At 31.5% G+C, this 25,109-nt stretch carries 29 protein-coding genes; 21 read left to right on the forward strand and 8 right to left on the reverse strand.

The window, feature by feature from the left end; genetic code table 11:
* Positions 1 to 13: 13 nt before the first annotated feature.
* Positions 14 to 583, forward strand: coding sequence for a DNA-3-methyladenine glycosylase I (locus tag B5D14_RS08480; RefSeq protein WP_078712195.1), 570 nt, complete (start codon positions 14 to 16; stop codon positions 581 to 583).
* A gap of 1 nt (position 584) precedes the next feature.
* Here the strand turns inward: B5D14_RS08480 and B5D14_RS08485 are convergent, their stop codons facing one another.
* The 6 genes from B5D14_RS08485 to B5D14_RS08510 all read right to left on the reverse strand — a co-directional run bounded on the left by B5D14_RS08485 (position 585) and on the right by B5D14_RS08510 (position 4,871).
* Positions 585 to 1,436 carry an ABC transporter permease gene (locus tag B5D14_RS08485; RefSeq protein ID WP_078712196.1) on the reverse strand — a complete coding sequence of 284 codons (852 nt, stop codon included), beginning with the start codon at positions 1,434 to 1,436 and terminating at the stop codon, positions 585 to 587.
* Positions 1,429 to 2,346 (reverse strand): ABC transporter ATP-binding protein, encoded by a 918-nt coding sequence (locus B5D14_RS08490; protein ID WP_078712197.1) that lies wholly within the window; start codon positions 2,344 to 2,346, stop codon positions 1,429 to 1,431. Before B5D14_RS08490 ends, B5D14_RS08485 begins: the two co-directional genes overlap by 8 nt.
* Positions 2,347 to 2,455: 109 nt before the next feature.
* Positions 2,456 to 2,869 carry a hypothetical protein gene (locus B5D14_RS08495; protein ID WP_078712198.1) on the reverse strand — a complete coding sequence of 138 codons (414 nt, stop codon included), beginning with the start codon at positions 2,867 to 2,869 and terminating at the stop codon, positions 2,456 to 2,458.
* A 10-nt stretch (positions 2,870 to 2,879) separates the two neighbouring features.
* Positions 2,880 to 3,317, reverse strand: a complete 438-nt coding sequence (locus tag B5D14_RS08500; RefSeq protein ID WP_078712199.1) for a LytTR family DNA-binding domain-containing protein — start codon at positions 3,315 to 3,317, stop codon at positions 2,880 to 2,882.
* A 114-nt stretch (positions 3,318 to 3,431) separates the two neighbouring features.
* Positions 3,432 to 4,142: a LytR/AlgR family response regulator transcription factor gene (locus B5D14_RS08505; protein WP_078712200.1), complete on the reverse strand. Its 711-nt coding sequence runs from the start codon at positions 4,140 to 4,142 to the stop codon at positions 3,432 to 3,434.
* Between the two features lie 183 nt (positions 4,143 to 4,325).
* A complete protein-coding gene (locus B5D14_RS08510) occupies positions 4,326 to 4,871 on the reverse strand; it encodes a ribonuclease FAU-1 family protein (RefSeq protein ID WP_078712201.1) in 546 nt (181 codons plus the stop codon).
* Positions 4,872 to 4,921: 50 nt separating this feature from the next.
* Between B5D14_RS08510 and B5D14_RS08515 the strand changes: the two genes are divergently transcribed.
* The 9 genes from B5D14_RS08515 (at position 4,922) to B5D14_RS08555 (ending at position 13,433) form a co-directional block, all read left to right on the forward strand.
* Positions 4,922 to 5,791, forward strand: coding sequence for a PHP domain-containing protein (locus B5D14_RS08515; protein ID WP_078712202.1), 870 nt, complete (start codon positions 4,922 to 4,924; stop codon positions 5,789 to 5,791).
* A 220-nt stretch (positions 5,792 to 6,011) separates the two neighbouring features.
* Positions 6,012 to 6,791: a glycosyltransferase gene (locus B5D14_RS08520; protein WP_078712203.1), complete on the forward strand. Its 780-nt coding sequence runs from the start codon at positions 6,012 to 6,014 to the stop codon at positions 6,789 to 6,791.
* A 2-nt stretch (positions 6,792 to 6,793) separates the two neighbouring features.
* Positions 6,794 to 7,750, forward strand: a complete 957-nt coding sequence (locus B5D14_RS08525) for a glycosyltransferase family 2 protein (RefSeq protein ID WP_078712204.1) — start codon at positions 6,794 to 6,796, stop codon at positions 7,748 to 7,750.
* A gap of 12 nt (positions 7,751 to 7,762) precedes the next feature.
* A complete protein-coding gene (locus B5D14_RS08530) occupies positions 7,763 to 8,545 on the forward strand; it encodes an ABC transporter permease (protein WP_078712205.1) in 783 nt (260 codons plus the stop codon).
* Positions 8,542 to 9,285 carry an ABC transporter ATP-binding protein gene (locus tag B5D14_RS08535; protein ID WP_078712206.1) on the forward strand — a complete coding sequence of 248 codons (744 nt, stop codon included), beginning with the start codon at positions 8,542 to 8,544 and terminating at the stop codon, positions 9,283 to 9,285. Before B5D14_RS08530 ends, B5D14_RS08535 begins: the two co-directional genes overlap by 4 nt.
* Positions 9,286 to 9,299: 14 nt before the next feature.
* Positions 9,300 to 11,015, forward strand: coding sequence for a rhamnan synthesis F family protein (locus B5D14_RS08540; RefSeq protein ID WP_159443767.1), 1,716 nt, complete (start codon positions 9,300 to 9,302; stop codon positions 11,013 to 11,015).
* A gap of 1 nt (position 11,016) precedes the next feature.
* Entirely contained in the window at positions 11,017 to 11,583 is a 567-nt protein-coding gene (gene rfbC / locus B5D14_RS08545; RefSeq protein WP_078712208.1) for a dTDP-4-dehydrorhamnose 3,5-epimerase, read from the forward strand.
* 11 nt (positions 11,584 to 11,594) lie between these two features.
* The gene (gene rfbD / locus B5D14_RS08550) at positions 11,595 to 12,449 is read left to right on the forward strand and encodes a dTDP-4-dehydrorhamnose reductase (protein WP_078712209.1); all 855 of its coding nucleotides are present in this window, start codon (positions 11,595 to 11,597) and stop codon (positions 12,447 to 12,449) included.
* A gap of 264 nt (positions 12,450 to 12,713) precedes the next feature.
* The gene (locus B5D14_RS08555; RefSeq protein ID WP_078712210.1) at positions 12,714 to 13,433 is read left to right on the forward strand and encodes a YebC/PmpR family DNA-binding transcriptional regulator; all 720 of its coding nucleotides are present in this window, start codon (positions 12,714 to 12,716) and stop codon (positions 13,431 to 13,433) included.
* 30 nt (positions 13,434 to 13,463) lie between these two features.
* Here the strand turns inward: B5D14_RS08555 and B5D14_RS08560 are convergent, their stop codons facing one another.
* Positions 13,464 to 14,036 carry a hypothetical protein gene (locus tag B5D14_RS08560; protein WP_078712211.1) on the reverse strand — a complete coding sequence of 191 codons (573 nt, stop codon included), beginning with the start codon at positions 14,034 to 14,036 and terminating at the stop codon, positions 13,464 to 13,466.
* Positions 14,037 to 14,095: 59 nt separating this feature from the next.
* On the opposite strand from B5D14_RS08560, the gene tagD reads away from it, so the two are divergent.
* Positions 14,096 to 14,491: a glycerol-3-phosphate cytidylyltransferase gene (gene tagD, locus B5D14_RS08565; RefSeq protein ID WP_078712212.1), complete on the forward strand. Its 396-nt coding sequence runs from the start codon at positions 14,096 to 14,098 to the stop codon at positions 14,489 to 14,491.
* Here the strand turns inward: tagD and B5D14_RS08570 are convergent.
* Positions 14,481 to 15,608 carry a nucleotidyltransferase gene (locus B5D14_RS08570; protein ID WP_078712213.1) on the reverse strand — a complete coding sequence of 376 codons (1,128 nt, stop codon included), beginning with the start codon at positions 15,606 to 15,608 and terminating at the stop codon, positions 14,481 to 14,483. The two genes, tagD and B5D14_RS08570, sit on opposite strands and share 11 nt — an antisense overlap.
* An 80-nt stretch (positions 15,609 to 15,688) precedes the next feature.
* On the opposite strand from B5D14_RS08570, the gene B5D14_RS08575 reads away from it, so the two are divergent.
* The 10 genes from B5D14_RS08575 to secD all read left to right on the forward strand — a co-directional run bounded on the left by B5D14_RS08575 (position 15,689) and on the right by secD (position 25,027).
* On the forward strand, positions 15,689 to 16,594 hold the full coding sequence (locus B5D14_RS08575; RefSeq protein ID WP_078712214.1) for an alpha/beta fold hydrolase: 906 nt from the start codon (positions 15,689 to 15,691) through the stop codon (positions 16,592 to 16,594).
* 63 nt (positions 16,595 to 16,657) lie between these two features.
* Complete coding sequence (locus B5D14_RS08580; protein ID WP_078712215.1) at positions 16,658 to 17,167, forward strand: YceD family protein; 510 nt, start codon at positions 16,658 to 16,660, stop codon at positions 17,165 to 17,167.
* Between the two features lie 11 nt (positions 17,168 to 17,178).
* Complete coding sequence (gene rpmF / locus B5D14_RS08585; protein WP_078712216.1) at positions 17,179 to 17,325, forward strand: 50S ribosomal protein L32; 147 nt, start codon at positions 17,179 to 17,181, stop codon at positions 17,323 to 17,325.
* A 201-nt stretch (positions 17,326 to 17,526) separates the two neighbouring features.
* A complete protein-coding gene (gene mraZ / locus B5D14_RS08590) occupies positions 17,527 to 17,955 on the forward strand; it encodes a division/cell wall cluster transcriptional repressor MraZ (protein ID WP_078712217.1) in 429 nt (142 codons plus the stop codon).
* Positions 17,952 to 18,890, forward strand: a complete 939-nt coding sequence (gene rsmH, locus B5D14_RS08595) for a 16S rRNA (cytosine(1402)-N(4))-methyltransferase RsmH (protein ID WP_078712218.1) — start codon at positions 17,952 to 17,954, stop codon at positions 18,888 to 18,890. Before mraZ ends, rsmH begins: the two co-directional genes overlap by 4 nt.
* Entirely contained in the window at positions 18,890 to 19,195 is a 306-nt protein-coding gene (locus B5D14_RS08600) for a hypothetical protein (protein WP_078712219.1), read from the forward strand. The genes rsmH and B5D14_RS08600 overlap by 1 nt, the downstream gene beginning before the upstream one ends.
* A 1-nt stretch (position 19,196) precedes the next feature.
* Positions 19,197 to 21,374: a penicillin-binding protein gene (locus B5D14_RS08605; RefSeq protein WP_078712220.1), complete on the forward strand. Its 2,178-nt coding sequence runs from the start codon at positions 19,197 to 19,199 to the stop codon at positions 21,372 to 21,374.
* Between the two features lie 47 nt (positions 21,375 to 21,421).
* The gene (gene mraY, locus B5D14_RS08610; protein WP_078712221.1) at positions 21,422 to 22,384 is read left to right on the forward strand and encodes a phospho-N-acetylmuramoyl-pentapeptide-transferase; all 963 of its coding nucleotides are present in this window, start codon (positions 21,422 to 21,424) and stop codon (positions 22,382 to 22,384) included.
* A gap of 62 nt (positions 22,385 to 22,446) precedes the next feature.
* Entirely contained in the window at positions 22,447 to 22,740 is a 294-nt protein-coding gene (locus tag B5D14_RS08615) for a post-transcriptional regulator (RefSeq protein ID WP_159443768.1), read from the forward strand.
* A complete protein-coding gene (gene secD, locus B5D14_RS08620; RefSeq protein WP_078712223.1) occupies positions 22,733 to 25,027 on the forward strand; it encodes a protein translocase subunit SecD in 2,295 nt (764 codons plus the stop codon). Before B5D14_RS08615 ends, secD begins: the two co-directional genes overlap by 8 nt.
* Positions 25,028 to 25,109 lie beyond the last annotated feature (82 nt).

The raw sequence follows: 25,109 nt of genomic DNA on the forward strand, positions 1-25,109 counted from the left end.
GGAGATGAAAATGATGGATAAAGTGAGATGTAAATGGGCAGGGGACTTGCAAATATATCGTGATTATCATGATTATGAGTGGGGAAAGCCAGTTCATGATGATCAACTCTTATTTGAAATGTTTATATTGGAAACAATGCAAGCGGGTTTATCCTGGATTACAATTTTAAAGAAAAGAGAATCTTATCGTGAAGCTTTTGATTTTTTTGATGCCTCTAAAATTATTCGTTATGATGCCGTTAAAATAGAAGAACTGATGCAAAATGAAGGAATCATTCGAAACCGACTTAAAATAAATTCAGTGATTTCAAATGCGAAATTATATTTAGAGATTCAAGAAAAATATGGAAGTTTTAATGATTTTTTATGGAATTATGTTGATGGAAAACCACGAATGGAGAATTATAAAACAATTGAAGAAATGCCAGCAACAACCCCGTTGTCTGATCAAATTAGCAAAGATTTAAAGAAAATGGGCTTTAAGTTTGCAGGATCAACGATTGTGTATGCGTTTATGCAAGCTGTGGGTATGGTTAATGCACATACTACCGATTGCTTTGTCTATAAAGAAATACAAAAGTAAGTTATTTGTTTTTGCGTGATAAGTTAAGAATAGCAAGAAAAAAGAAAAGAATGGTAACTGCAATCATAAAGAGAATATGATGAATAGGTTCAACTGTAAAACTACCAAATTTAAATACAACACCAACACTTTCATTAAATCCATTTAAATATTCAACAGGTAAGTTATTAAAACTTACTTTTAGTGGTTCCTGTAAGAAGAGTTGACGTAAAAGCACTGCAGTGTGCGATGTAGGGAAACATTTAATCATCATTTGTACATATTCTGGTACAGAGCCAATGGGTAAATAAACACCAGTTAAAAAACCAATCAAAGTACCTAGAATTGTACTTGCCGTTGACATTGCACTTAAATTATTAAAGAAGCTAACAATAAAGAAGATAATAGTGCTCGACATCAAACTAGATAATAAAATTACAAGAATTATTTGAATGATGATCGAAACAGAAAGAAGTGTTGCGCCTTGCATAAGCAAAAATATTTCTCCAACGATAAAGGCAACTAGACTCATCAAACTTCCTACAATAAATGCGCAAAGAATATAGCCGCCTACAAGTTTATAAGGTGCAACAGGCGAGATGTTAAAGTCTTTGCTGATGTTGTGAGCACGATCTTCTACAAACAGTTCAAATGCACCCATGGTGGTTGTGATGGAAGTAACGGCAACGATTCCAGCAATAACCCAACTATACATAAGAATATCTACTTCGACTACATCCAAACCACGCTTGAATTGATCACCTAAAAATACGGCGTAGAGTAGAATAATGATGAAGACACCCATTAATGAAAAGAAGACAGTACTCTTTTGTCTAAAATATATTTTACAATTTCTAATTGCTAAATTAATCATTGTTTAATTCTCCTTTTGTGATTTCGATAAATGCATCATTCATAGAGCCGTGGATAACTTCAAAACTCTCAATGAAAGGCTCTAATTCTTGAAGAAGAGTTATTACTGATTTTGATTCTTTAATTGTAGATATAATCAAATCGTTTTTTATCATGTAAGAATAATCCGACTTATCTAATATATTTTTTACTTTGATATCATCAAGGGGCTTTAGTCGTAATGCATCTTGGCTAAATTTTTCTTTTAAATCATAAGGAGTTCCTTGTGCAACAATTTGTCCGTGATTTATGATTACAATGTAATCTGATGTAGCAGCTTCTTCCATGTAGTGTGTGGTTAAGAAAATTGTCATTTGATACTCTTTTTGTAAATTAGCTATTGTATTCCAAACAAGTTCTCTTGTTGAAGGATCAAGCCCTGTTGTAGGTTCATCCAAAAAAAGAATACTTGGCTTATGAATTAGTGCTCGCGCAATATCTACACGACGTTTTTGGCCACCTGATAATTTACCATAAGGACGATTTACAAACTCACCAATATCAGTTGCATTAATAACGAATTCTAGAGAATCCATCAACTCTTTTCCTTTTAAATTATAAAGTTTACCTCTTGTAAGGATATTTTCTTTTACACTTAATAATGGGTCTAAGGCATTATCTTGAAAAACAACACCAATCTTGGAACGTATTTCATTGTTATCTTTACCTAAAGTACAATGATCAATAAGTACTGTACCTGTATCTTTTTCGAGTAATGTACATAAGATGTTAATGGTAGTTGATTTACCTGCACCATTTGTTCCAAGAAAAGAAAATAGTTTTCCTTTTTCAACATAGAAGTTAATATCATTTACCGCATGAATATCCTTAAATGATTTTTTTAGATTTTGTATTTCAATAATTTTTTCCATTTCTATCACCTCGAGAGTAGTCTAAGATAAATAAAATACAGTTACAAGTAACAAAATGGTATAGTGACTAAATAAGAAAATAAGATGACTAAAAATAAAAATAAGATTGCTATTCAATCTTATTTCTTTTCTGTATTGCTTGATTAATTGATTCTGCTAATTCATTATTCATATAAACTGTATAGAAGTAGGTGAGTGGAAAACATAATATTAATGTAGGTGTTATTTCCCAAAGACCAAAAAGTGAGAAAGAGACAACCCCGAATGAAGCACAAGCGATAAATACGACAACATAGCAAATTGAGATACGAACTACCAAATCAATCCAAATTGATGAGATATCATAATGATTTTGTATTTTATCAGAGAGTTCCATTAATAACGCAATACTAGTTGATATGATTAAGACAAGAAGAACAGTTTCATTATTTATTTCTGGTGCTAAATCAAATTGGCGAAAGAATGTAAACAAGATCATCATGATTGTAAAACTACCGAATGTAATATTTAATATTTTTTTCATTGTCATCACCTTAAAATATAAACTTTCTTTTGAATTCTTGAATATAATGTTTTGAAACAATAAGTTTTTCTTCGTTGGTAAGTGTTGCTTCAATACGACCATTAAAATGTGCCCGAACCGATGCAACGACACTTGTGTTAATAATACAACTCTTACTAATTCGAGTGAAAGGAGAGTTACTTAAATATTCTTCTAACTCATATAACTTTTTATCAGAAGAATATACTTTATCTTTTGTGTAAATGAAGACAGTGTTATCAACAGTATCAAAATAGTATATGTTTTCTAATGCGATAGGTGTTGATATGCCATCACTATAGCCAACAAAAGAGAAAGTATACAATTTAATCTGTTCAATTAATCTTTTTAAACGATCATCCATATAACCACATACAATTTTTATTTCAGTTTCTTGTATGTCGGTAGACTGTTCTATTAATAGTTTCATTTCTATTTCCATCCTTGATTAAAGTTTAACAATTCAAAGGATAACCTTCAATTAAAAATAAGTAAGATGACTAAATTTGCATGTAAGATAACTAAAAAAGACAGTTTATACTGTCTATAAATCAACATGCTCTATTTTATTTAGTGATTGTTTAACGCAGGATAAATAATTTCTACCGACAGGAATAAGATGCCCATTATATAAACTAATTTCATTGGAGTTTAAATCTTTGATAAACAACATATTAACTAAAAAAGCACGATGGCATTGAACAAAAATTGTAGAAGGGAGTATTTCTAATATTTCATCCGTGGAACGATATGTTTCATAATTTCCTTGAGTTGTATAAAACAAAGCTTTACGTAATGATTTCTCAATGTAAACAATGTTTCTAAAAGGAATAATGGATGTTTTTCCTTTAAATGATAAGACTAATGTATCAATACTTGAGTTCAAATCATCTATATATTTTTGTAAGGCATTTGTTAGTTTGCATAAGTCATTTTTAAATACGGTGTATAAATGATTTACTGTATATAAATCAGTTGTATATTGTTGCGGATCAATCACAAAAATTATCCTGGTTTTAGGATAGAGTATATTAATTTTATGCGCAAATTCAATACCGTTAGTTCTTTCTAACTCGGTTGATGTAATTAAAATTTGAAATTCGGTCTTAATGAAATCTTTTAGTATTTGTGTTGTTTCTCTGTATGTACTAACTGTAGGTTTAATATCAATCGATTTACAAAATTTCATTACTTCTGAAAGCGTTTCGTTTAGATGATACGGGTTATTGTCACATATTGCGATATTTAAACTCATTCAAATCACGTCCTATATTAATGATAGCAAATATCGAGGAATGAAAGAATTTTTTGTTACTATTTTTGTTACAAATTTAGATAGACTGGTTACATTTAGCGAGTCTAGATGTAATGAGTTACATTTTTTTTTGAATAGGTGACATAATCGAGTAAAAAAAATAATCCTTGTTTTAGTCAAGAATTATTTTTGAGAGTGCTTTAATTGATTGAAGGTGTGATAACAAAAAGAAATAAGATTTGTTTGATTTTCTTTTACTTCTAACCAAGCAATGCATTGTTTTGCTGTTGTGTAGGCTTGTTCAACTTGATCTGGAGTAATAATCTTTTTATTCAAAGCATCTAATAATTCATCTTCATCAAGCAAATTAATTGTGCCATCGGGAAAAAAGATAATATCTAAGTATAAATCTTCAAAATAGGAATTTCCTTCTGTATGAAGATAATTGTTTGCAGTAACATCAAAATAGCATTCTAGTAAAGTGTCTTGTTCATCAAACATTGCGGTACACCATAAATTGTAATTCTTAAAAGCGAGTTGTAGCCAGGAATAACCATTAGCGGCTATGCACTTAGGCGTGGTGGTATGTGGATATGTAACATACAAAGGCTCTGCTAGCTTTTGCATTTGGATTAGCCCAGCTTCGATTGTTGGATTTATTGTTTTATATGTAAATTTACATTCTTTTAATCGCCACCATTCAGTGCGTTTCATTGATTTTGTCTTCATTTGTATTCTCCTAACATGGTATAATTATATCACTTAGTAGGAGGGCTTTTATGATTAAAGATTTTCATATGCATTCACATTATAGTGATGATGGTGAGTATTCACCGAAAGAACTATGTGAAATTGCTAAAGCATCCGGTATTAGCCAAATAGCATTAACAGACCATGATTCTGTTCATGGTGTAAGCGAAATGATTGAAGAGGGAACAAAGCTAGGTTTAAAGGTACTTCCTGGTATTGAAGTTGATTGTACTTTTAAAGGAATTAACTTTCATTTGTTAGTCTATAATATGGATTATCAAGATCAGCGATATGAAGAAATAAAGTCTTATTACTTAAAGGAAAATCAAAAAGCAGCGATGAAACAAGTTGAATTGCTTGAAGATTATTTAAAAATTCATATCAACCGTGATGAACTTAAGAAGATTGAGAAAAATGGTGTACTTGTTCCAGAAGATATCGGCGAATTATTGCTTAAACTTCCAGAATTTATGGAAAGTGAATTTTTATTACCGTATCGTGAAAATGGAAATCGTAGTGATAATCCATTCTTAAATATCTATTTGGATTTCTTTTCGCAAGGGAAACCAGCCTTTGTAGCAGGAGAGTTACTTACTGTTGAGCATGTGTTGAACATTGTAAAAGAAACACATGGAACAACAGTTGTTGCCCATCCTGGGTTGAATTTTAAAGGTAATGATGAAATATTTACTCAATTACTTGATCTTGGAATTCAAGGAATTGAAGTAGAAAGTAATTACCATACACCAGAACAAACCCAATATTACTACAAAGTAGCTAAGGATAGACAGTTGATTATGACAAGTGGTAGTGATTTCCATGGTAAAAATAAACCGGCTATAAAAATGGGTACTTTTGGGAATACGATTGAAGGATTTATAAATAACTTAAGTGATTGAATTAATGTGAATAGTAAGAAGATAAGAACTGATGAATCTCTAAATTGATCAGTTCTTTTTTTTGTTTTTGACAAGAATTTAAGTTTTAGTGAATTTTAAGTGTGTGTTGATTCCAATGTGGTTGAAATTGGGGTGAGGGAGGATAGTATAATAGTTGTGTTTCTTTATTTAAGTATAATTTGATATTTACCGAATGCGAATTTTGAAGGAGGAGAAGGCTATGAATCATGCATTTGTTATATGTGCGTATAAAGACAGCAAATATTTAGAAGAATGTATCCTATCATTAGTAAATCAAAATAATCCGTCTCCTATCTATATGTCAACATCAACAATTAATAATCATATCAAAAATTTAGCTGATAAATATAATTTAGAGTTATTTGTAAGCAAAGATGAAACTTCAATTGCAAATGATTGGAATTATGCATTAAAATGTACAAATTTTGATTATATAACTTTGTGCCATCAGGATGATATATATAACAAGAATTATTCTGTTTATATCAAGAAATCAATTAATAAGAATAAAAATTTTTCTATTATATGCACAAGAGGTTCAGTGTTAAAAAACGGAAAAGAAATGAAGTATATACCAGAGTTAATCATTAAAAATATTTTGAATATTCCTCTTACAATTCCATATATTAAGAAAACATATTTTGCTCGTAAGTTTTCATTGATGTTTGCAGACGCAATATGTTGTCCTACGGTTACATTCAATCGTATTTATTCCACGAATTTATTCGATAATTCATTTGTAAATAACTTGGATTGGGAAGCGTGGGTAAGAATTAGTAAAATCAATGCAGAATTGATTCATATTCCTAAATATTTAGTGACACATAGAATTCATAATAACTCAACTTCAATTAAAAATATTGAATCGAAGATACGAGAAAAAGAGAATTATTCCATATATAGAATGTATTGGGGAGAACATGTTTCTCGATTTCTTGCAAAACTTTTAAGATTAAGCGAATTGAGATATAGAGGTTAACTATGGATAAAATAGAAATATTACTTGCGACATTTAATGGTGATAAATATTTAGAAGAACAGCTTCTATCATTAATTAATCAATCATATTCAGATATAACGATTACAATAAGTGATGATGGTTCTACTGATTGTACTTTGGATATAATTGAAAAATATATGAAATTATATCCCAATATGATTAAATTACTTCCTAAAAATAATAATCATAGTTCATGTAAAAATTTTCTTTATTTACTTGAAAATAGCGTTGAAAAATACTGTATGTTTTCAGATCAAGATGATGTTTGGGATAAAAATAAAGTAATGAAAAGTTATCATAAAATGAAAGAATATGAAGCGAACAAACAGGGTAATCCAATTTTGATTTTTACAGATTTAACTGTTGTTGATAAAAATTTAAATGTTATATCAAATTCTTTTATGAAATTTCAAGGGTTATGTTCTAAAAATGTGAGCTTTAATAAGCTGCTATTAAAAAATGTAGTAACGGGCTGCACTATAATGATGAATAATTATTTAAAAGAGAAAGTTATAAAATCAAAAAATCATTGGGATAAGGTTATTATTCATGATTGGTGGGTAGCTCTTATAGCAAGTAAGTTTGGAGAAATAGGGTTTATAGATGAATCTACAATTTTATATAGACAGCACGAAACAAATGCTATTGGTGCTAAAAAGAGAAAAACTACTTTGTCTAACATTTTATCTTCAGTCATATGTTTTGATTTGAAAAAGGAAATGAAATATTATCGTGATTTACTTGATAGTATTAAGAATCAAGCTGGTTTATTTTGCAATATCTATGAAGATGATTTAAATCAAAGTGATAATCAGCTTCTCGTAAAATTTTCTCAATTAGATAATTCAAATATTATTGCAAAGATAAACTTTCTAATTAGAAATCATTTTTACACAAATTATTTTTTAGAATCAGTAGTCATAATTATACTTCTTTAGTAGGGGAGAAAAATGAAAAACATATTGAACGATATAACAGAAATATATAAATATAAAACGATGCTTTATTATCTGGTTAAAAGAAATTTGCGTTCTAGATATAAGGGATCATTTTTAGGTTTTTTGTGGACTTTGCTTACACCATTACTGCAACTTGTGATATATGGTTTTGTATTTTCGGTCTTATTTCCAAATGAGATAGATAATTTTTCGTTTTTTTTACTGTGTGGATTGCTACCTTGGAATTATTTTATTTCGTCGATTACAACGTCTGTGGATTCCATTGTTGGAAATAGTAATTTAGTGAAAAAAATATACTTTCCTCGACTTGTCTTGCCACTATCAAATGTTATTACTTATTTTATAGATTTTCTAATGGGGTTTGCAATTCTGTTGATAGTTTTTATCCTTATGGGTAATCAAATTGGAATTACACTAATTTACTTTCCACTTATTTTAATTATTCAAACGATATTGCAATGTGGTTTAGCGTTTATTCTTTGTTCTTTATATGTTTCGATGAGAGATATTTCATATATCGTGAATATAGTAACCATGATGGGATTTTACTTGACTCCAATTGTTTATTCTGCTGTTAGTTTTTCAAGTGATATACAATTGCTTCTATCATTGAATCCACTGACAGAAATAATTGAAGCGTATCGGGCTATTCTGCTATATGGCGAAATGCCAAATATAAATATCATGTACTCACTGTTCGTTTCTATTATACTTCTCATTTTGGGACTTTATGTATTTCATAAGTTGAATAAAACATTTGCGGAGGAATTATGAAGAATATCACTGTAATTAAAATAGAAAATTTATTTAAAAGCTTTGTGAACTACTATGATAAACCGATGATGTTAAAAGAAAGAATTTTAAGAATGAAGAAAGGCGAAAAAAAAGTAGTTGAGATTTTAAAAAATATTTCATTAGAAATTTCCAAAGGTGAAATAACAGCAATTATTGGTTCTAATGGAAGTGGGAAAAGTACATTGCTTAAGATTTTAACTAATATTATTTATCCCACTAGTGGAACAATTGATATTCAGGGAAAAGTTGCAGGAATATTAGAGTTAGGAGCAGGATTTCATCCTGATTTTACAGGAAGAGAAAACATTTATATAAATGCATCAATTTGGGGATTATCTAAGAAAGATATAGATTCGATTCTAAATGAAATCATAGATTTTTCTGAACTTAAAGACTATATTGACGCTCCAGTTCGAGTGTATTCATCAGGGATGTATATTAGACTTGCATTTGCAATTGCTATAAATGTTAAAGCAGATATTTTATTGATAGATGAAGTTTTTGCTGTAGGTGATGCTAACTTCCAAAAAAAATGTCTTACAAAGCTTCGTGAATTAAAAAATAAAGGTGTAACAATTATTTTGGTAACGCATGATTCGGGAATTGTTAAAGAGTTTTGTTCGCGAGCAATATGGATAAGTGATGGAAGTATAAAACTTGATGGGAATGCAGTTGATGTTTCAATGAAATATGATGAATCAGTAAAATTTAGTAGTTGATGGGAGAGCAACGGATGAATAATAAACGTTTAGGAATTTTTGTGTTTTATGATAAAGAGGGAATTGTGCGTGAATATCTTAGGTATTTGCTGAATGATATTACGCAATGTTTTACTAATTTTATTATTGTTGTAAATGGTAAAGTTAATAATGATGGAATGGAGTATTTTAAGAAATTAACTCAAACTGTTTATGTAAGAGAAAATATTGGTCTAGATGCAGGTGGATTTCAATTTGGCATAAATATGGTTGGTGAGAAAGAATTGCGAACTGTAGAAGAGTTAGTTTTATTTAATGACACTTTTTATGGACCTTTTTATCATTTTGAAGATATGTTTAACAATGAACGGATAAAGGATAAAGATTTTTGGGGAATAACAGCAAATTATGAATCTACTGATGGAAAGAAAATTTTTAAGACACATATTCAAACATATTTTATGTGTTTTAAAAATTCAATTTTGATCGATAATGCTTTTTATGATTATTGGAGAAACCTCAATACCAAAACAAATAATTACTTCGATATTGTTTATAAACATGAAATAGTATTAACTGATTACTTCGAAAATTTAGGATTTAGTTGGGGAACTATTGTTGATACAAAGAAGTACAGTGATTCAGATATAAGATTAAATTATAATCCTTATGCTTATTCTGCGCAGGATTTATTGAAAGATAATTGTCCAATATTAAAACGAAAAATATTTTCGTTAAAAAAAAGTGAAAGTATGGAGGTGTGTGATAGTACTCAACTCATTCAAAGCATAAATTATATTAAGAAAAACTACGATTATAACATTGATATGATAATGGATGACATCATTAGAAACAACAATGCTATTGATGTACATAATAATTTGTGTTTGGATTTTATAATTAAAACAGAATCTTGTAATTCAAGGAAAGTTAAGAAATTAATCGTGTTTTATTGTAATGATATTCGTTCGTTGGAATTATTTAATGAATATACAACTGGATTAAAATGTGATGTGTTTCTTATAACTAAAAATGAAGATGTTTGTAAATGTGCCGAAGAACTTAATTTAAAGGATATTTTTATTATTGAATCTACTCATAACAATATTATTCTTGAATTAATTAAGCTTGAAGATAAATTAAAAAAATATGATTATCTTTGCTATGTAGACGATACAATTATCACGACAAAAGGAAGTCGCTATTCATATAGAAATAGTGTGTTGAATACAAGATTTAGTAATTTGTTTCAGTGTGAAGGTTATGTTGATAATATAATCGAGTTATTACAAAAAGAATATAAACTTAAGCTGGTAACCACAATTGATCAATTTGATTATATAAGTACTGAAAGTGAACGATTTGCCAAGTTAATTTTACAAAATGAAATAAAGGCATGTATGCATAAAATAGGTTTTAGTGTGGAAGATGATGCTGACTATGCAACAATTCCAATACAATTTGGATTTTGGATAGATATGAAGTGTTTCTTAGAACTGAAGAATGCTTATAATCAGCTGTCCAAGTTAAGCGATTTTGAAGCTAAAATTTCGCTTCCAATTATACTTTGCAAAGAATGTAATGTTTCATGGGGTACGATTACGAATGAAGATAATGTTTCTTCTTATATAAATAATACTAGTTACATAATAAAATCGAATTCATTTGCTTATGGTGATATAAGGATGACAATTTATATGACTTTAAAGAGAGTTAAAAATCAAATATTAAAAATAACAGGGAGATTATAAAATGGAAATAATTAAAACTTGTTTTGAAGGTGTTTTAATCATAAAACCAAATAGTTTTGTTGATAATCGAGGATTTTTTATGGAAACTTATCAAAAAGATAGATACAGTGAATTAGGAATTTGCTACACATTTGTGCAATCCAATTTATCTAGTTCATATAAAAAAGGAACAATTAGAGGAATTCATTGGCAAAATGAACCGTATGCACAAACTAAACTTGTTCAGTGTATAAAGGGAGAAATCAAAGATATAGTAGTAGATTTGAGAAGAAATAGTCAAACATTTGGCGAATGGATTAGCATTGATTTAAGTGAGAGCAATAGAACGCAGGTGCTTATTCCTGATGGTTTTGGGCATGCGTTTATTAGTTTAGTTGATGATGTAATCATTGAATACAAAGTAAATAATAACTACTGTAAAGAATGTGAAAGAACGATAAGGTATGATGATCCAACTATAAAAATTGATTGGAATAGTTTTCTAGAAGATTTCACTCCAATATTGAGTGAAAAAGATATGAATGCCTCCTTCTTAAATGAGAGTGACATTGATTTTGATAGGGTTTAAGGGGACTGAAAATGAAAATTCTTATTACAGGTTCAAATGGATTACTTGCTACAGATATTAGTGAGTGCTTAAAATCCACAAAACATGAAATATTCGCTTTAGCTAAAAGTGAATTTGATATTACAAACAAAGATAGTATACAAGATAAAGCAAATTCTATTAAGCCAGATATCATTATACATTGTGCTGCTTATACAAAAGTTGACCAAAGTGAGTTAGAGAAAGAAAAGGCATATAGAATAAATGTTGAAGGCACGAAAAATATTGTTGATATTTGTTTGTTGCTTAATATACCATTGATTTTTTTTAGCACAGATTATGTTTTTGATGGTAGTGGAAATAAACCATGGAAAGAAAATGATTCAACATCTCCATGTAATTATTATGGGTACACCAAATTGCTTGCTGAACAAATAATTCAAAGTGAGCTAAAGAAGTACTTTATTCTTCGAATTTCATGGCTTTTTGGTAATAATGGCATTTCTTTTGTAACAAAGATAATAAAACTTGTCCAGGAGCACAAAGAATTAACAGTGATTGATGATCAAATAGGATCTCCTACCTATACAGTAGATGTTGCAAATATTGTACAGAAAATGCTAGAGAGTGAGAAGTATGGGATTTATCATTGTGTTAATAGTGGTTATTGTAGTTGGTATGATTTTGCTACTGAGATACTTGCTAGAATGGAAAATCAAGTGAAGTTATTACCTATTTCATCTGAGAATTTTAAAAGTTTAGCGAAAAGACCAAAAAATTCAAGGTTAAGTACTTCTAAGTTAGAAGAAAATGGATTTGGTAAATTACCTCATTGGAAAGATGCTTTTGAAAGGTATACGATGATAAAAGGTGAATTCAATAATTAAAAAGGGAGATAATTTCATTGGAATTTATCAATATATTTTGATGATGGATTGTTCTATAGATGTCGATAATACTTAAGTTAATAGGGATTACTGAGGTTTTATGACATATTTTTTGTATAGATTGCTAATTATTAAATGATTAATTATGATATTCTTTAAATTTTATATTAACTTCATGAAAAACAGTTATCTATAGATATTCTTTTATTTCTGGATAGTTTTTGATATAATAAACAAGTTAAAAAACGAAGGGTGGCGTAAATTATGGGTCGTGCACATGAAGTGCGAGCTGCATCAATGGCGAAAACTGCAGCATTAAAAACGAAAGTATATTCAAGATTTGGTAAAGAATTGTATATGGCAGCAAAAGCGGGGGTTCCAGATCCTGATATGAATCAAGGACTTAAACGTAAAATTGCAGAAGCAAAAGCAAATCAAGTTCCTGCTGATGTAATTAAACGTGCAATCGACAAAGCGAAAGGATCTTCTAATGAAAACTATGATCCTGTACGCTATGAAGGATTTGGTCCTGGAGCTAGTACAATTGTAATTGATTGCCTAACAGATAACGTAAACCGTACAGTTAGTGCTGTAAAAACATGTTTCAATAAAGCTCATGCAAAAATGGGTGTTGCTGGATGTGTTTCTCATAGCTATGATACAGTCGGTTTGTTCTCATTCCCTTATGAAGATGAAGAAGGAATGTTGGATGCTTTGATTAGTGCTGATGTTGAAGTAACTGATTTGGAAATTGAAGAAGGTGTTATGTCAGTTTATACGATACCTACAGACTTTGGTAAAGCTCAAAAAGCAATTGAAGATTTAATTCCTGATGTAAAATTTGATGTATGTGAAATTACACTATTACCTCAAGAATATGTGCAATTAACAAGCGATGAAGATAAAGAACTTTGGGAACGTTTAAACAACATGTTGAATGAATGTGAAGATGTTCAATCTATTTATCATAACGTACAAAACTAAACAAAAGAACATTCAATTGAATGCTCTTTTTTAATATCCTAATAAATAGATTTGGGTTTTAATGGATTTAGTAAATGAGGTAAATAAGTTTGAACCATCAAGAAGAACCCAAGTGTTTCCGTTTTTTACACATGTAACTTCAAAAGTTTTAGTTAGACTTGGCTTAGCTCGCATGTATGCTTGATGATAGGCTTCTTGAATACGCTGGTCATATATTTCAGGGTTAGTATGATCTTCAAATGCCTGGATAAAATATTCTAAATAATTTTCCTTTAATTCAATCGTATTGTAATAAGTAATGGATACTTCATACATGACAGTATCTATCTGTGAGTCAATTGCAGTCCAATCAATCTCCATATTTTTTAGGATCGACATGACTTCTTTTGTTGTTTTGGTGCTATTTGTATAATCGATAAATGCTTTGAAATCATCTTGTGTTATTTCGTCTATGGGTTGTTCAAGAAAATCATTCATTTTGTTGAAATTAAATGATTTAAAGGCACTAAAAAAAGCATGCATTGTCCCATCGGGTGTTGATGGTTTACTTGCACAACCTACCAGTAATAAACATAAAATCACTAAAATCTTTCTTATCTTCATATTTTTTCCACAATCAATTTATTTTGATATAATAATTATACATGAATAAGGAGCTAACCATGAAAAGAATTTTAACTTATGGAACATATGATTTATTACATTGGGGACATATCCGTTTATTAAAGCGTGCAAAAGAGATGGGAGATTATCTAATTGTTGCCTTATCAACAGATGAATTTAATGCGATAAAAGGTAAAAAAGCATACCATCCATATGAAGAAAGAAAAATGATGTTAGAAGCAATTCGCTATGTTGATTTGGTTATTCCAGAAAATACATGGGAACAAAAAAAAGACGACATACAAAATTATTTTGCTGACGCCCTTGTTATGGGGGATGATTGGGAAGGTAAGTTTGATGATTTAAAAGAATACTGTGAGATTGTTTACTTACCACGTACCGATGGCATATCAACAACTAAAATTAAGCATGATTTAGAAAGCACTACTGAGTAGCGCTTTTTATGTATTGTGGTCCACCAATTTCTTTTTTGATGATTTGATTTCGATGTTCTTCGTTCATCATAGATGTATAAAGAAGGGTAGTTCTAAATTCGAGTTTGCGATAAGGTGCAGGTATTTGAGCAAACTTACTAGCAACCTTTACTTCCAATGTAGAAAGATGTTTGAGGAATTCTCTTCCTTGCTCATTAAAAGCGAGAATTCTGATTGTATCAAGAGGTGGTAATTTTTTTACTTCTTCCTTTGTAACGCGATTTAATAATTGAATACAAGAACGTTGAATCCTTGAGGTTGTGTAACGTCTTGTTGTGGCTTGATTCATGAATTCTTCAAATGTTGCACAATGCATGGCTATATTTACAAGGTGATTTTCAATGCCTTCGTTGAATAAGAAGATATTTGATAATTCTTGAGGATTACTTGTGAGTAATATTGTACGTAAATAAGGATAAAAATCTTTTAGACGGACAACGGGTGACGTAGTTAATTCATTTCCCATTGGGGTTGTGTTCTCGTAAGAATTCTTGTCAAAGAAAGCCTTGCGTATTGCAGAAGCACTTGCGATTTCTTGATGAATTTCTTGGTCGTGGTAATGAACTGTACGTTGTATCGTATAAGGAGTAATTGGGGTGTTTAAAAGCTCTTTTAAGTAAGCGACACCTAAAATATCATTGGGTTCCATTTCCTTGGCTAATAAGCCGTATGCCTTTGGAAAACTGTTGCCACTTTGAAGAGATTCTTTCAAGTGATCAACGTGAATACAAGATTGAGCCATTTCTTGAAGTTCAATCAGATTATTTGATTCACTGCCAAAGACTAATGTATCAATTTGTGCGAGTTTTAAGCAGTCAATTGCACCCTTAGCGAAGTGAGAAGCACTTTGAGTAGCGTAAATATAAGGAAGTTCAATAACACAATCTACTCCATATTCAATTGCTTTTCTAGCTCTTTGCCATTTATCAAGAATTGCAGGTTCTCCACGTTGTACAAAATTTCCTGACATAACCGCAACTAAAACATCACATTGGCTAAGCTCTCTTGCTTTTTGTATGTGATGGGCATGCCCATTATGAAATGGATTATATTCTACAACGATTCCACATATTTTCATTCTATCACCTGCTTTATTCTATCATAATAATGCCAATGTTTAATAAAAATATGGTATGATAGTTTAGCGAGGTGAAGATAGTGAAAGTTGAATTATCATACAACATATACCGTCCTCAAGAGTATGCTTTAGGTATTATTCAAATTATTCATGGAATGAGTGAATATGGACAACGATATGAGAAGTTTGCTCAATACTTATGTAAAAAGGGGTTTGTCGTTATTACTTATGATCATCGCGGTCATGGCTCAACTTGTTCAAGTGAAGAAGATCTTGGATTTTTTGACTCTGAAGATGGATGGATAAAACTAATAGAAGATGCTCACTTTATTACGGATGTCGTTAAAAAAGAATATCCACCCGATGTACCTTTTATCATCTTTGGTCATAGTATGGGATCACTTGTGGCTCGCAGTTACTTGAAACGATATGATTATGAATTAGACGGATTAATTCTTAGTGGTGCTCCAAATTATCAAGGTGCTGCACCTTTGGGAATCATGCTTGCAAAACACTTAGCAAAGAAACATGGTGAAAAAGCAAGAACACCGATTCTAGAGGAATTAGCCACAGGTCAATTTGCGAAAAAATTCGAAGGCGGCAAGACTAAATTTGATTGGTTAAGCAAGAATCCAGAGAATGTAGAAGCTTATATCAATGACCCATTGTGTGGATTTCCATTTACAAATAAGGGGTATGAAGATTTATTCCGCTTAATGTGTGACATGCATAAAATAAAAGGATGGAATTGCACAAATAAAGAATTACCAATTTTCTTCATTGCTGGAGAAGATGATCCTTGCACAGGTGGAAACAAAGGTTTACTAAACTCGATAAATCGGCTAAAAAAGGTAGGCTATACCAATTTAGCACAGTTAGTCTATCCTGAATTACGCCATGAAATTCTTAATGAAAAAGAACAAGATATTATTTATGAAGATATATATCGATGGATTTGTAAGCATTGCTTAAAGAAGAATGGCTAAAATGATTGACTTTAGAGGTGTCTTTCTCTATAATTAATGCGTTAACGAATAGGAGTATGTTGTGTGAAATGGACTAAAACTGAATTGTTAAATTTACAGGGCCAAATTCAATTTGATGAGGACGTAGAATTTGATAAAGATACATTCAAAATGAATGCGCGTTTAAGAGATTTACACGATATACATGTAAGCGGGGTTGGATACTTTGGTCCTAGTTCAAATGAGTTTGAAGTAGAATTAGAGATTACTGGGATTATGGAATGTCCGTGTGCCATTACCAATGAGTCAGTGGATGTACCGTTTGATACCTGTTGCCATGAAGTCTTCTCATTTGTCGATACAGATGATGTAGATGTCCATGTTGTTAAGAATGAAATCATTGAATTGATTCCTGTTATCTTCCAACTGATTAATCTTGAAGTGCCGCTAAAGGTAGTGAAAGATGGTCCAATTGATTATCCAAAAGGTAATGGTTGGCAAATAATGAGTGAAGAAGATTATGAAAAGTCGAAGGGCAGTCAGATTGACCCTCGATTAGCAAAACTGAAAGATTTCAAAATCGAAAATGATTAGGAGGTGCCAAAATGGCTGTACAACAAAGAAGAAATTCTAAAACTAGAAAAAACAAACGTAGAACTCATTTTAAACTAGATGCTCCAACTCTAGTAAAATGTCCTTCATGTGGGGAACTTAAGAAACCTCACTTCATGTGCGCTTGTGGAAATAAATAGTAAGATTCTTACTATTTTTTTTATGGTATTTTGACCCTTGGTAAAGGGTCTTTTTTTATGCTTTTCCACACAAAGAAGTTGAATGATTTTCAAGTAAGTGAAAAAATTAACATTTTGCACAAAAAGGTGTTAACAAATGGTTATGAGTAGGTTATAATGTGGTGGTAAGTGGTGAAAAGTGGTAGATAGTGGGGTGTATTTGTGTTCATCGGTGAATTCAGACACAATCTAGACTCGAAGAAACGAGTGATCATTCCTGCTAAGTTCCGTGAGGAATTAGGAGAACTTTTTATTGTGACACGTGGACTTGATGGATGTTTAACAGTATACACGATGGAACAATGGACTCTTCTACTTGAACAATTAAAGAAACTACCATCTACAAAAAAAGAAACTCGACTATATGTTCGTAGCATTACATCGAAAGCAACAGAGTGTGAATGTGATGGACAGGGAAGAATTCAATTACCAAGTTACTTAATTAGTGAAGCGGCTATTGAAAAAGAATGTGTTATCGTGGGCGTTGCAGATCATGTGGAAATTTGGTCACAAACACGCTGGGAAGGCTATCAAGAGGAAAGTGAATCATTTGAAGATGTCGCTGAACAATTGACAGATTTCTTACTATAATGGAACACATTAGCGTATTACTACAAGAAACTGTTGATGGATTAGCTGTTAAGGAAAATGGCATTTACATTGATGGAACACTTGGCAGAGGTGGACACAGCCTAGAGGTAGTTAAGCAACTTAAACAAGGTCATCTATTTGCATTTGATAAAGATCAAAGGGCGATTGATGAATCAAAGATTAGATTAAAAGATTATCTAGATCATGTAACCTTCATTCATGATGATTTCAAAAATATGAAGAACGATTTAGAAGAATTGGGAATAGATAAAGTTGATGGAATCATGATGGACTTGGGAGTTTCATCTCCACAGTTCGATGATGCATCACGAGGCTTCAGTTATCGATTTGATGCCAAATTGGATATGAGAATGGATCAAAGTCAAATGTTAAGTGCATATGAGGTTGTCAATACGTATGACTTTCATGATTTAGTAAGAATCCTCTACCAATATGGTGAAGAGAAATTTGCGAAGCAAATCGCAAGAAGTATTGAAAGAAATAGACAAGTTAAACCAATTGAAACGACATTTGAACTTGTGGATGTAATCAAGCAAGCGCTACCAATGAAAGTGCTTAGTAAGAAAGGACATCCTGCTAAACAAACATTTCAAGCATTACGTTTAGAAGTAAATGGAGAGCTTGAATCACTAAAACAGGGATTAAGAGATGCAACAAGCATGTTAGCGATTGGTGGAAGATGTTCTATCATTACATTTCATTCTTTAGAGGATCGAATTGTAAAAGAATTATTCAATGAATTGTCAACTGTAGAACAAGTTGATAAACGAATTCCGTTACTACCAGAACAAATGGAAACTCCTGCGTTCAAGTTAATCAATAAAAAACCAATTTGTGCAAGTGAAGATGAATTAGCGATGAATAATCGATCACATAGTGCAAAATTAAGGGTATTAGAGAGGGTAAAAGAATAATGGCAAAGATTGTTAAAAAGAAAAAAGTCAAAAAATTACGTTTACAAAATTTTACTGTTGTATTGTTTTTGTTTGCAGCTTTATCATCACTTGGATCTAGCTTGTTTTTACGCTCTTACAACAATTCTTTGAGTGTGGCTAAACAAAAAATAGACGTAGAAATTGCTTCTTATCAAACTGAAAATGAAGCGGTTAAAGTTGAAATTCAAACTTTAAGTTCTCGTGACCGTGTAGAATCAATTGCGAATGATGCAGGTCTTGGTTTAGACCAAAATAATATCGTTACCATCGCAAACGGAGAATAGCATGAAAAGAAGCAATCGAATGCTTCTGTTTATATTTACCATTACATTAGTAGTGTCTCTTTTGATTGCTTCTAATGTTTTTTTAGTATCTGTTGTTAAGGTACATGCAGTAAGTAATACAGATTTAAATGAGTACGCAAATAGTGCAAACATGCGTACAGAAATTAAAAAGGCAACACGTGGTTATATTTATGATCGCAATGGCAACATCATTGCTCAAGATAACAAGACTTATAATATTGTTTGTATTCTAGATAAAAATAGGCCTGCTAAAAAAGGTCAAGTTGCTTATGTTGATGATCCAAGCAAAACTGCAGATGTTTTGTCTGTTCTTTTAGGTGGCGATAAAGAAACAATCTACAATTTATTATCAAAAGATGTTTACCAAACTGAACTTGGTACAATTGGACGAAATTTATCAAAGGAAAAGAAGGAAGAAATAGAAAGTTATGGACTTAATGGGATTGAGTTTACTTCTTCAATTAAGCGTTCTTATCCACTGGGTACATTTGCATCTAGTCTAGTTGGCTTTGCACAATCAGATGAATCAGGTAGTACGGTTGGGAAAATGGGAATCGAATTAATATATGATGAAATTTTATCGGGAACTGATGGGTATCGTACATATCAAGCAGATAAAAATGGATTCGTATTACCAGGAATGAAAGTAACAGAAGTGAGTTCAATTAATGGAAATGATGTAACCTTAACCTTAGATAAAGAAATCCAAGAATCACTTGAACAAGCATTTTTACAAACCAATGAAATGTTTAATGCAGATCGTGTTTGGGGAGCTGTCATGGAAGTTGACACAGGTAAAATACTTGCGTGGGGTCAATCACCTTCATTTGATCCAAATACCCTTAATATCACGGATTACAATAACTATGGAGCACAACTTCCATATGAACCTGGATCAACCATGAAATCATTTGTATGGGCAGCAGCGATTAACGAAGGTATGTATGATGGTGAAGCACAAGTGTATTCAGGTCCTTATTGTTATAACTCTAGAGATAAAAATCCATATCGTGTTCAATCAGGAGGAATTCAATGCATTACCAATGCAAGTTATAAAAACTGGGGCATGGTAGGATATGATTATGGACTCATTTTATCAAGTAACTCCGTTACAGCTGATTTATTAACAGAAGTAATTAATCCAGATATTTATGAAGATTATTTGAATCGTTTCCACTTTTTCCAAGCGGTTGATACGGATGGAATAAGAGAGGAAATTGGTATTAAACATTATGAGTGGCCAGCTGAAAAAGTAACAGCTTCCTATGGACAAGGATCGACTGTTACAATGCTTCAACTATTACAAGCGTATTCAGCGATTTTTGGTGATGGTAAGATGGTGAAACCCTATTTTGTAGAAACAATAAAAGATTCCTATGATAGTCAAAAAATTATTTATCAAGCAGAACCAACGATTGTGGGAGAGCCAATAACAGCTGAAACGGCTTCACAATTAAGAGATATCTTGTATCGAGTTGTTTATGATACTCAAGGTACAGGAAAACATTACATGATTCCTGAAATTGAAATTTGTGGTAAAACAGGAACAACACAAGTACTTGTATCGGGATCTTATGCATCAGGAAGGACCATTGCCTCAGTAATGATGGGAATGCCTGCAAATGATCCACAATACATTGTTTATTATGCATTTGAAGCAGCATATGATCGTAATGCTCACTATAAAACAGAACCAATTAAAACATTGTTGAGAAAAGTAGCGATGTTAACAAACTTAACAGCAACAGCAGCTACTACAGAATCGACTGAGTATCCTGAAGAAGGTGAATATCAAAAGAAAGATATTCAAACATATACCATGCCAAATTTGGTAAATCATTCTTATGATTATGCAAAATCAAAACTTGAAGGAATGGATGTACCTACCTATGTATTGGGTACAAGCGATACAATCATTGATCAGTTTCCAAAAGCTGGAGAAAGTGTGTCAACTGGACAAAAAGTTTTTATCTTAACGGACACAGGAGGCTTTTACATGCCAGATTTAGCTGGATGGACTAAGAAAGATGTAACCGCTCTATGGGAAATCACTGATTTTGGCTTTAAAATAACAGGAAGTGGGCAAGTAGTTTATCAAAATGTTCCTCTGGATGCTTTTGTAACAAGGGACACGGAAATTGAAGTTGAACTTCAATAGTGTTCTTGATATAATAAATAGGCTTTAAATTAAGGGGGTTAAGAAAAATGATAATCAGTATGCTAGGCGCATTTCTTGTAAGCACAGGAATCGTTTTAATCTTAATGCCTTACTATATAAATTTCTTAAAAAAAATAAGTTTCAATCAAGCTGTAAGTGAATATAGCTTAGAAGAATATCAACAGAAAGCTAAAACACCAACCATGGGTGGTGTTTTATTTGTGATTGTACCTGTTGTTGTTACCTTCTTGTTTATGCCAAGTGCAATTTTTGATTTAGATGTTGCGATTATCTTATTGGCGTTTGTTGGGTATGGCGCAATCGGGTTTATTGATGACTATATCATTGTTATTAAACAAGATAATCAAGGTTTATTAGCACGACATAAATTTTTACTTCAAGTAATCTTGGCAGTTATTTTCTTTATTGTTTATCAAAGTCATACATCACTTGATATTATGATTCCTATTATTCATACAGTTGTTCCATTGGGAGGATTGTATGGTGTTCTTATCTTCTTTATGTTTGTGGGTGGAAGTAATGCAGTTAATTTAACGGATGGGATGGATGGTTTAGCAGCAGGGTGTAGTGTAATTGCTTTTATTCCATTCTTAATCTTTGCACTGCAAACAAGAAATATTGGTATTGTTGTCTTCGTTGCATCATTACTAGGAGCTTTAGTTGGTTACTTACGTTATAATATGCATCCAGCAAGAATCTTTATGGGTGATACAGGTTCACTTGCGTTAGGTGGTGCACTTGCTGCTGTTGCAATGGTTTTAAAACAAGAAGTTGCCTTATTATTTATTGGCGGTGTCTTTGTTTGGGAAACTCTGTGTGTCATCATTCAAATTGGTTCAGTTAAGCTAAGAGGTAAACGTGTATTCCGCTATACACCAATTCACTATAGTTTCGTTCTTCAAGGGATGAAAGAAGTGAAGGTAGTTCGCTCATTTTGGATTCTTTCACTAATCTGTGCAACTTTAGGATTTATTATTGCGGTAATCTAATGGAAAGTATTAAGATAATGATATAAATAGACTTTGATTGCATGAAGTTAAAGGAGGGGAATATGCAAGATTTTGATATCCATAATTCTCAAATAGAATTAGCTATTGTATTAAAATTACAGCAAATTCAACGTGAAGAATTACCAAATTTAACTTATAAAAATATAGAAGATGTTCTGTATCAATACAAATGGGTCCATCATCCCCCAAGGTCTTTACATGATGCTGTAAATGATATATTATCTTTAACGGCAGATAAAATTGTAAGATACTTGTCAAAAATGGCAATTATAGAGGGTTATAACAAGAATTTATCAGATTATACTGATTTAATAGGAGGAAAGAGTCATGAATAAAAATACAAAGACAAAACGCTTAGTTGTATTTTTTGTAACAATTGCAGTCATTGCAGCTGTTATCTTGGGCTTTTCAAATGGGATTTCAAAGCATCTTACTTTGGGGTTAGACCTACAAGGTGGTTTTGAAATTTTATATGAAGTAAGTCCTTTAGAAGAAGGTGGAACATTACCTGATATGTCAGCTGTTGCTAAAAGTGTCAGCAAACGTGTCAATGTTTTAGGTGTAAGTGAACCTCAAATTATTATTGAAGGTGATAACCGTATTCGTGTACAACTTGCGGGTGTAGAAAACCAAGATCAAGCACGTCGTATGATTTCAGCAACTGCAAATCTTACATTTAGAGATGTGAATGATGAACTACTTGGTGATGCTTCTATCATCCAAGAGGGTGGTGCAACGCTGGCATTCCAAGATGGAAAACCTGTTGTTTCACTAAAAATTGCTGATACAACTAAATTTGGTGATTTAACAGAAAAAGTATCTACTATGGGTTCTGGTAATAATCTAATTGTTACATGGTTGGATTATGAAGATGGTGATTCATACAAAGAAGAAGCAATTAAGCTTCAAAATGGTGGAGAAGCTAAATACATTAGTGCTGCAAGTGTTACTCAACGCTTAGATAGTGATGCGATCATTTCGGGAAACTTTACGGAAGCAGAAGCTAGAGAATTAGCTGATTTAATTAGTTCTGGTTCATTGCCTGTAAAAATGACTGAAATTTCAAGTAATGTTGTTAGTGCTGATTATGGATTAGGAGCTTTAGCATCAACTAGTTTCGCTGGTATTGTGGGTATTGCTTTAGTCTTTGCATTCATGATTTTCATTTATCGCCTACCAGGAGTTATCGCAAGTATTATGTTAACAGTTTATATTTTCGCTGTATTTGCGATTTATAGTGCAATGGGTGCAGTATTTACACTTCCAGGAATTGCAGCTTTAGTTCTTGGAGTAGGAATGACTGTAGATGCAAATATCATTACATTTGAGCGTATTCGTGATGAATTGTACAAAGGTAGAAGTTTACAAAAAGCTGTAAAAGAAGGTCAAAATTTATCATTCTCGACAATCTTTGATGCTCAATTTACTACATTGCTTGCAGGATTAATCATGTATGTGTTTGGAAATGGTGCAGTTAAAGGTTTCGCAACCATGTTGATGATTACAGTTATTTGTACATTGGTTATTAACGTAGCAGTATCTCGTTTCTTAATGAATCAACTTGTTAATTCAGGTGTTTTAGATAATAAAAAAGGTTGGTTTGGAGTTAAGGTTAGTAAGATTCCAGATGTAACTAAGAATGAAAAACAAACTTATTTTGGGCCATTTGATAAAATTGATTTCTTAAAGCATGCTAAGAAGATGATTCTTGTAAGTTGTGCAATATTATCAGTAGCAGTTGTTATGGCTGGAATTAATACAGCATCAGGAAATGGACCACTTAATCTAGGAATTGATTTCTCAAGTGGGACAAAGATTACTGTAACATCACCTGAAAAAATGAATATGGCTGATGTTGAAGCTACATTTAAAGATTTAGGTTATGATAAAGTAAAATTCCAAGCATCTGGAGATAATGCAGTTTATGCAACAATCAAAGATGCCCTAAATACAGAACAACTAGATGAAATCAAATCAACATTCATGGATATCTATGGTGAGGAACCAGGTGATAACGTGGTTACTCCAGTTGTTGGAAGAGATTTAGTTAAAAATGCGATTATGCTTAGCTTATTGGCTTGGGTAGCGATGTTAGTTTATATTACATTACGATTTAAATGGGACTATGCTGTAAGCTGTATTGTTGCTTTACTTCATGACGTAGGTATTGTTATTGCAGTCTTCGTTATCTTCCGTTTAGAATTTAACACTGAGCTTATTTCTGTAATTCTTGCGATTATTGGATACTCAATTAATAACTCAATCGTTGTGTTTGATCGCGTACGTGAAGATTTAAATAACGCAAAAACTGCAAAATTAACACCTGATTTCTATCGTGGAATTGTAAATGAAGCATTGGATAATACGATTGTTCGTTCAGTCTATAGTTCAATCACTACGATACTTCCAATTGTTTGTTTATTAATACTTGGATCAAATGCTATCTTTACATTCACATTTGCAATGTTCATTGGACTTATTGCTGGTACATTATCAAGTATCTTTATTGCTCCGCAAATTTGGTTCTATATTCGTACACACATGAAAGATAAACCAAAGAAAAAGAAGAATAACAAAAAAGAAGAACTTGAAGAATATACAATCAAAGGTATTAACGCATAAAATAATAAGAACTATATTCGTGATGAATATAGTTTTTTTTGTCATTCTACATGCTAAGTAGGTTTAAAGTAAATCGAGTTAG

Origin of the sequence: Anaerorhabdus furcosa (genome assembly GCF_900167375.1) — a bacterium.
In the GTDB taxonomy this organism is placed as follows: Bacteria; Bacillota_I; Bacilli_A; order Erysipelotrichales; family Erysipelotrichaceae; genus Anaerorhabdus; species Anaerorhabdus furcosa.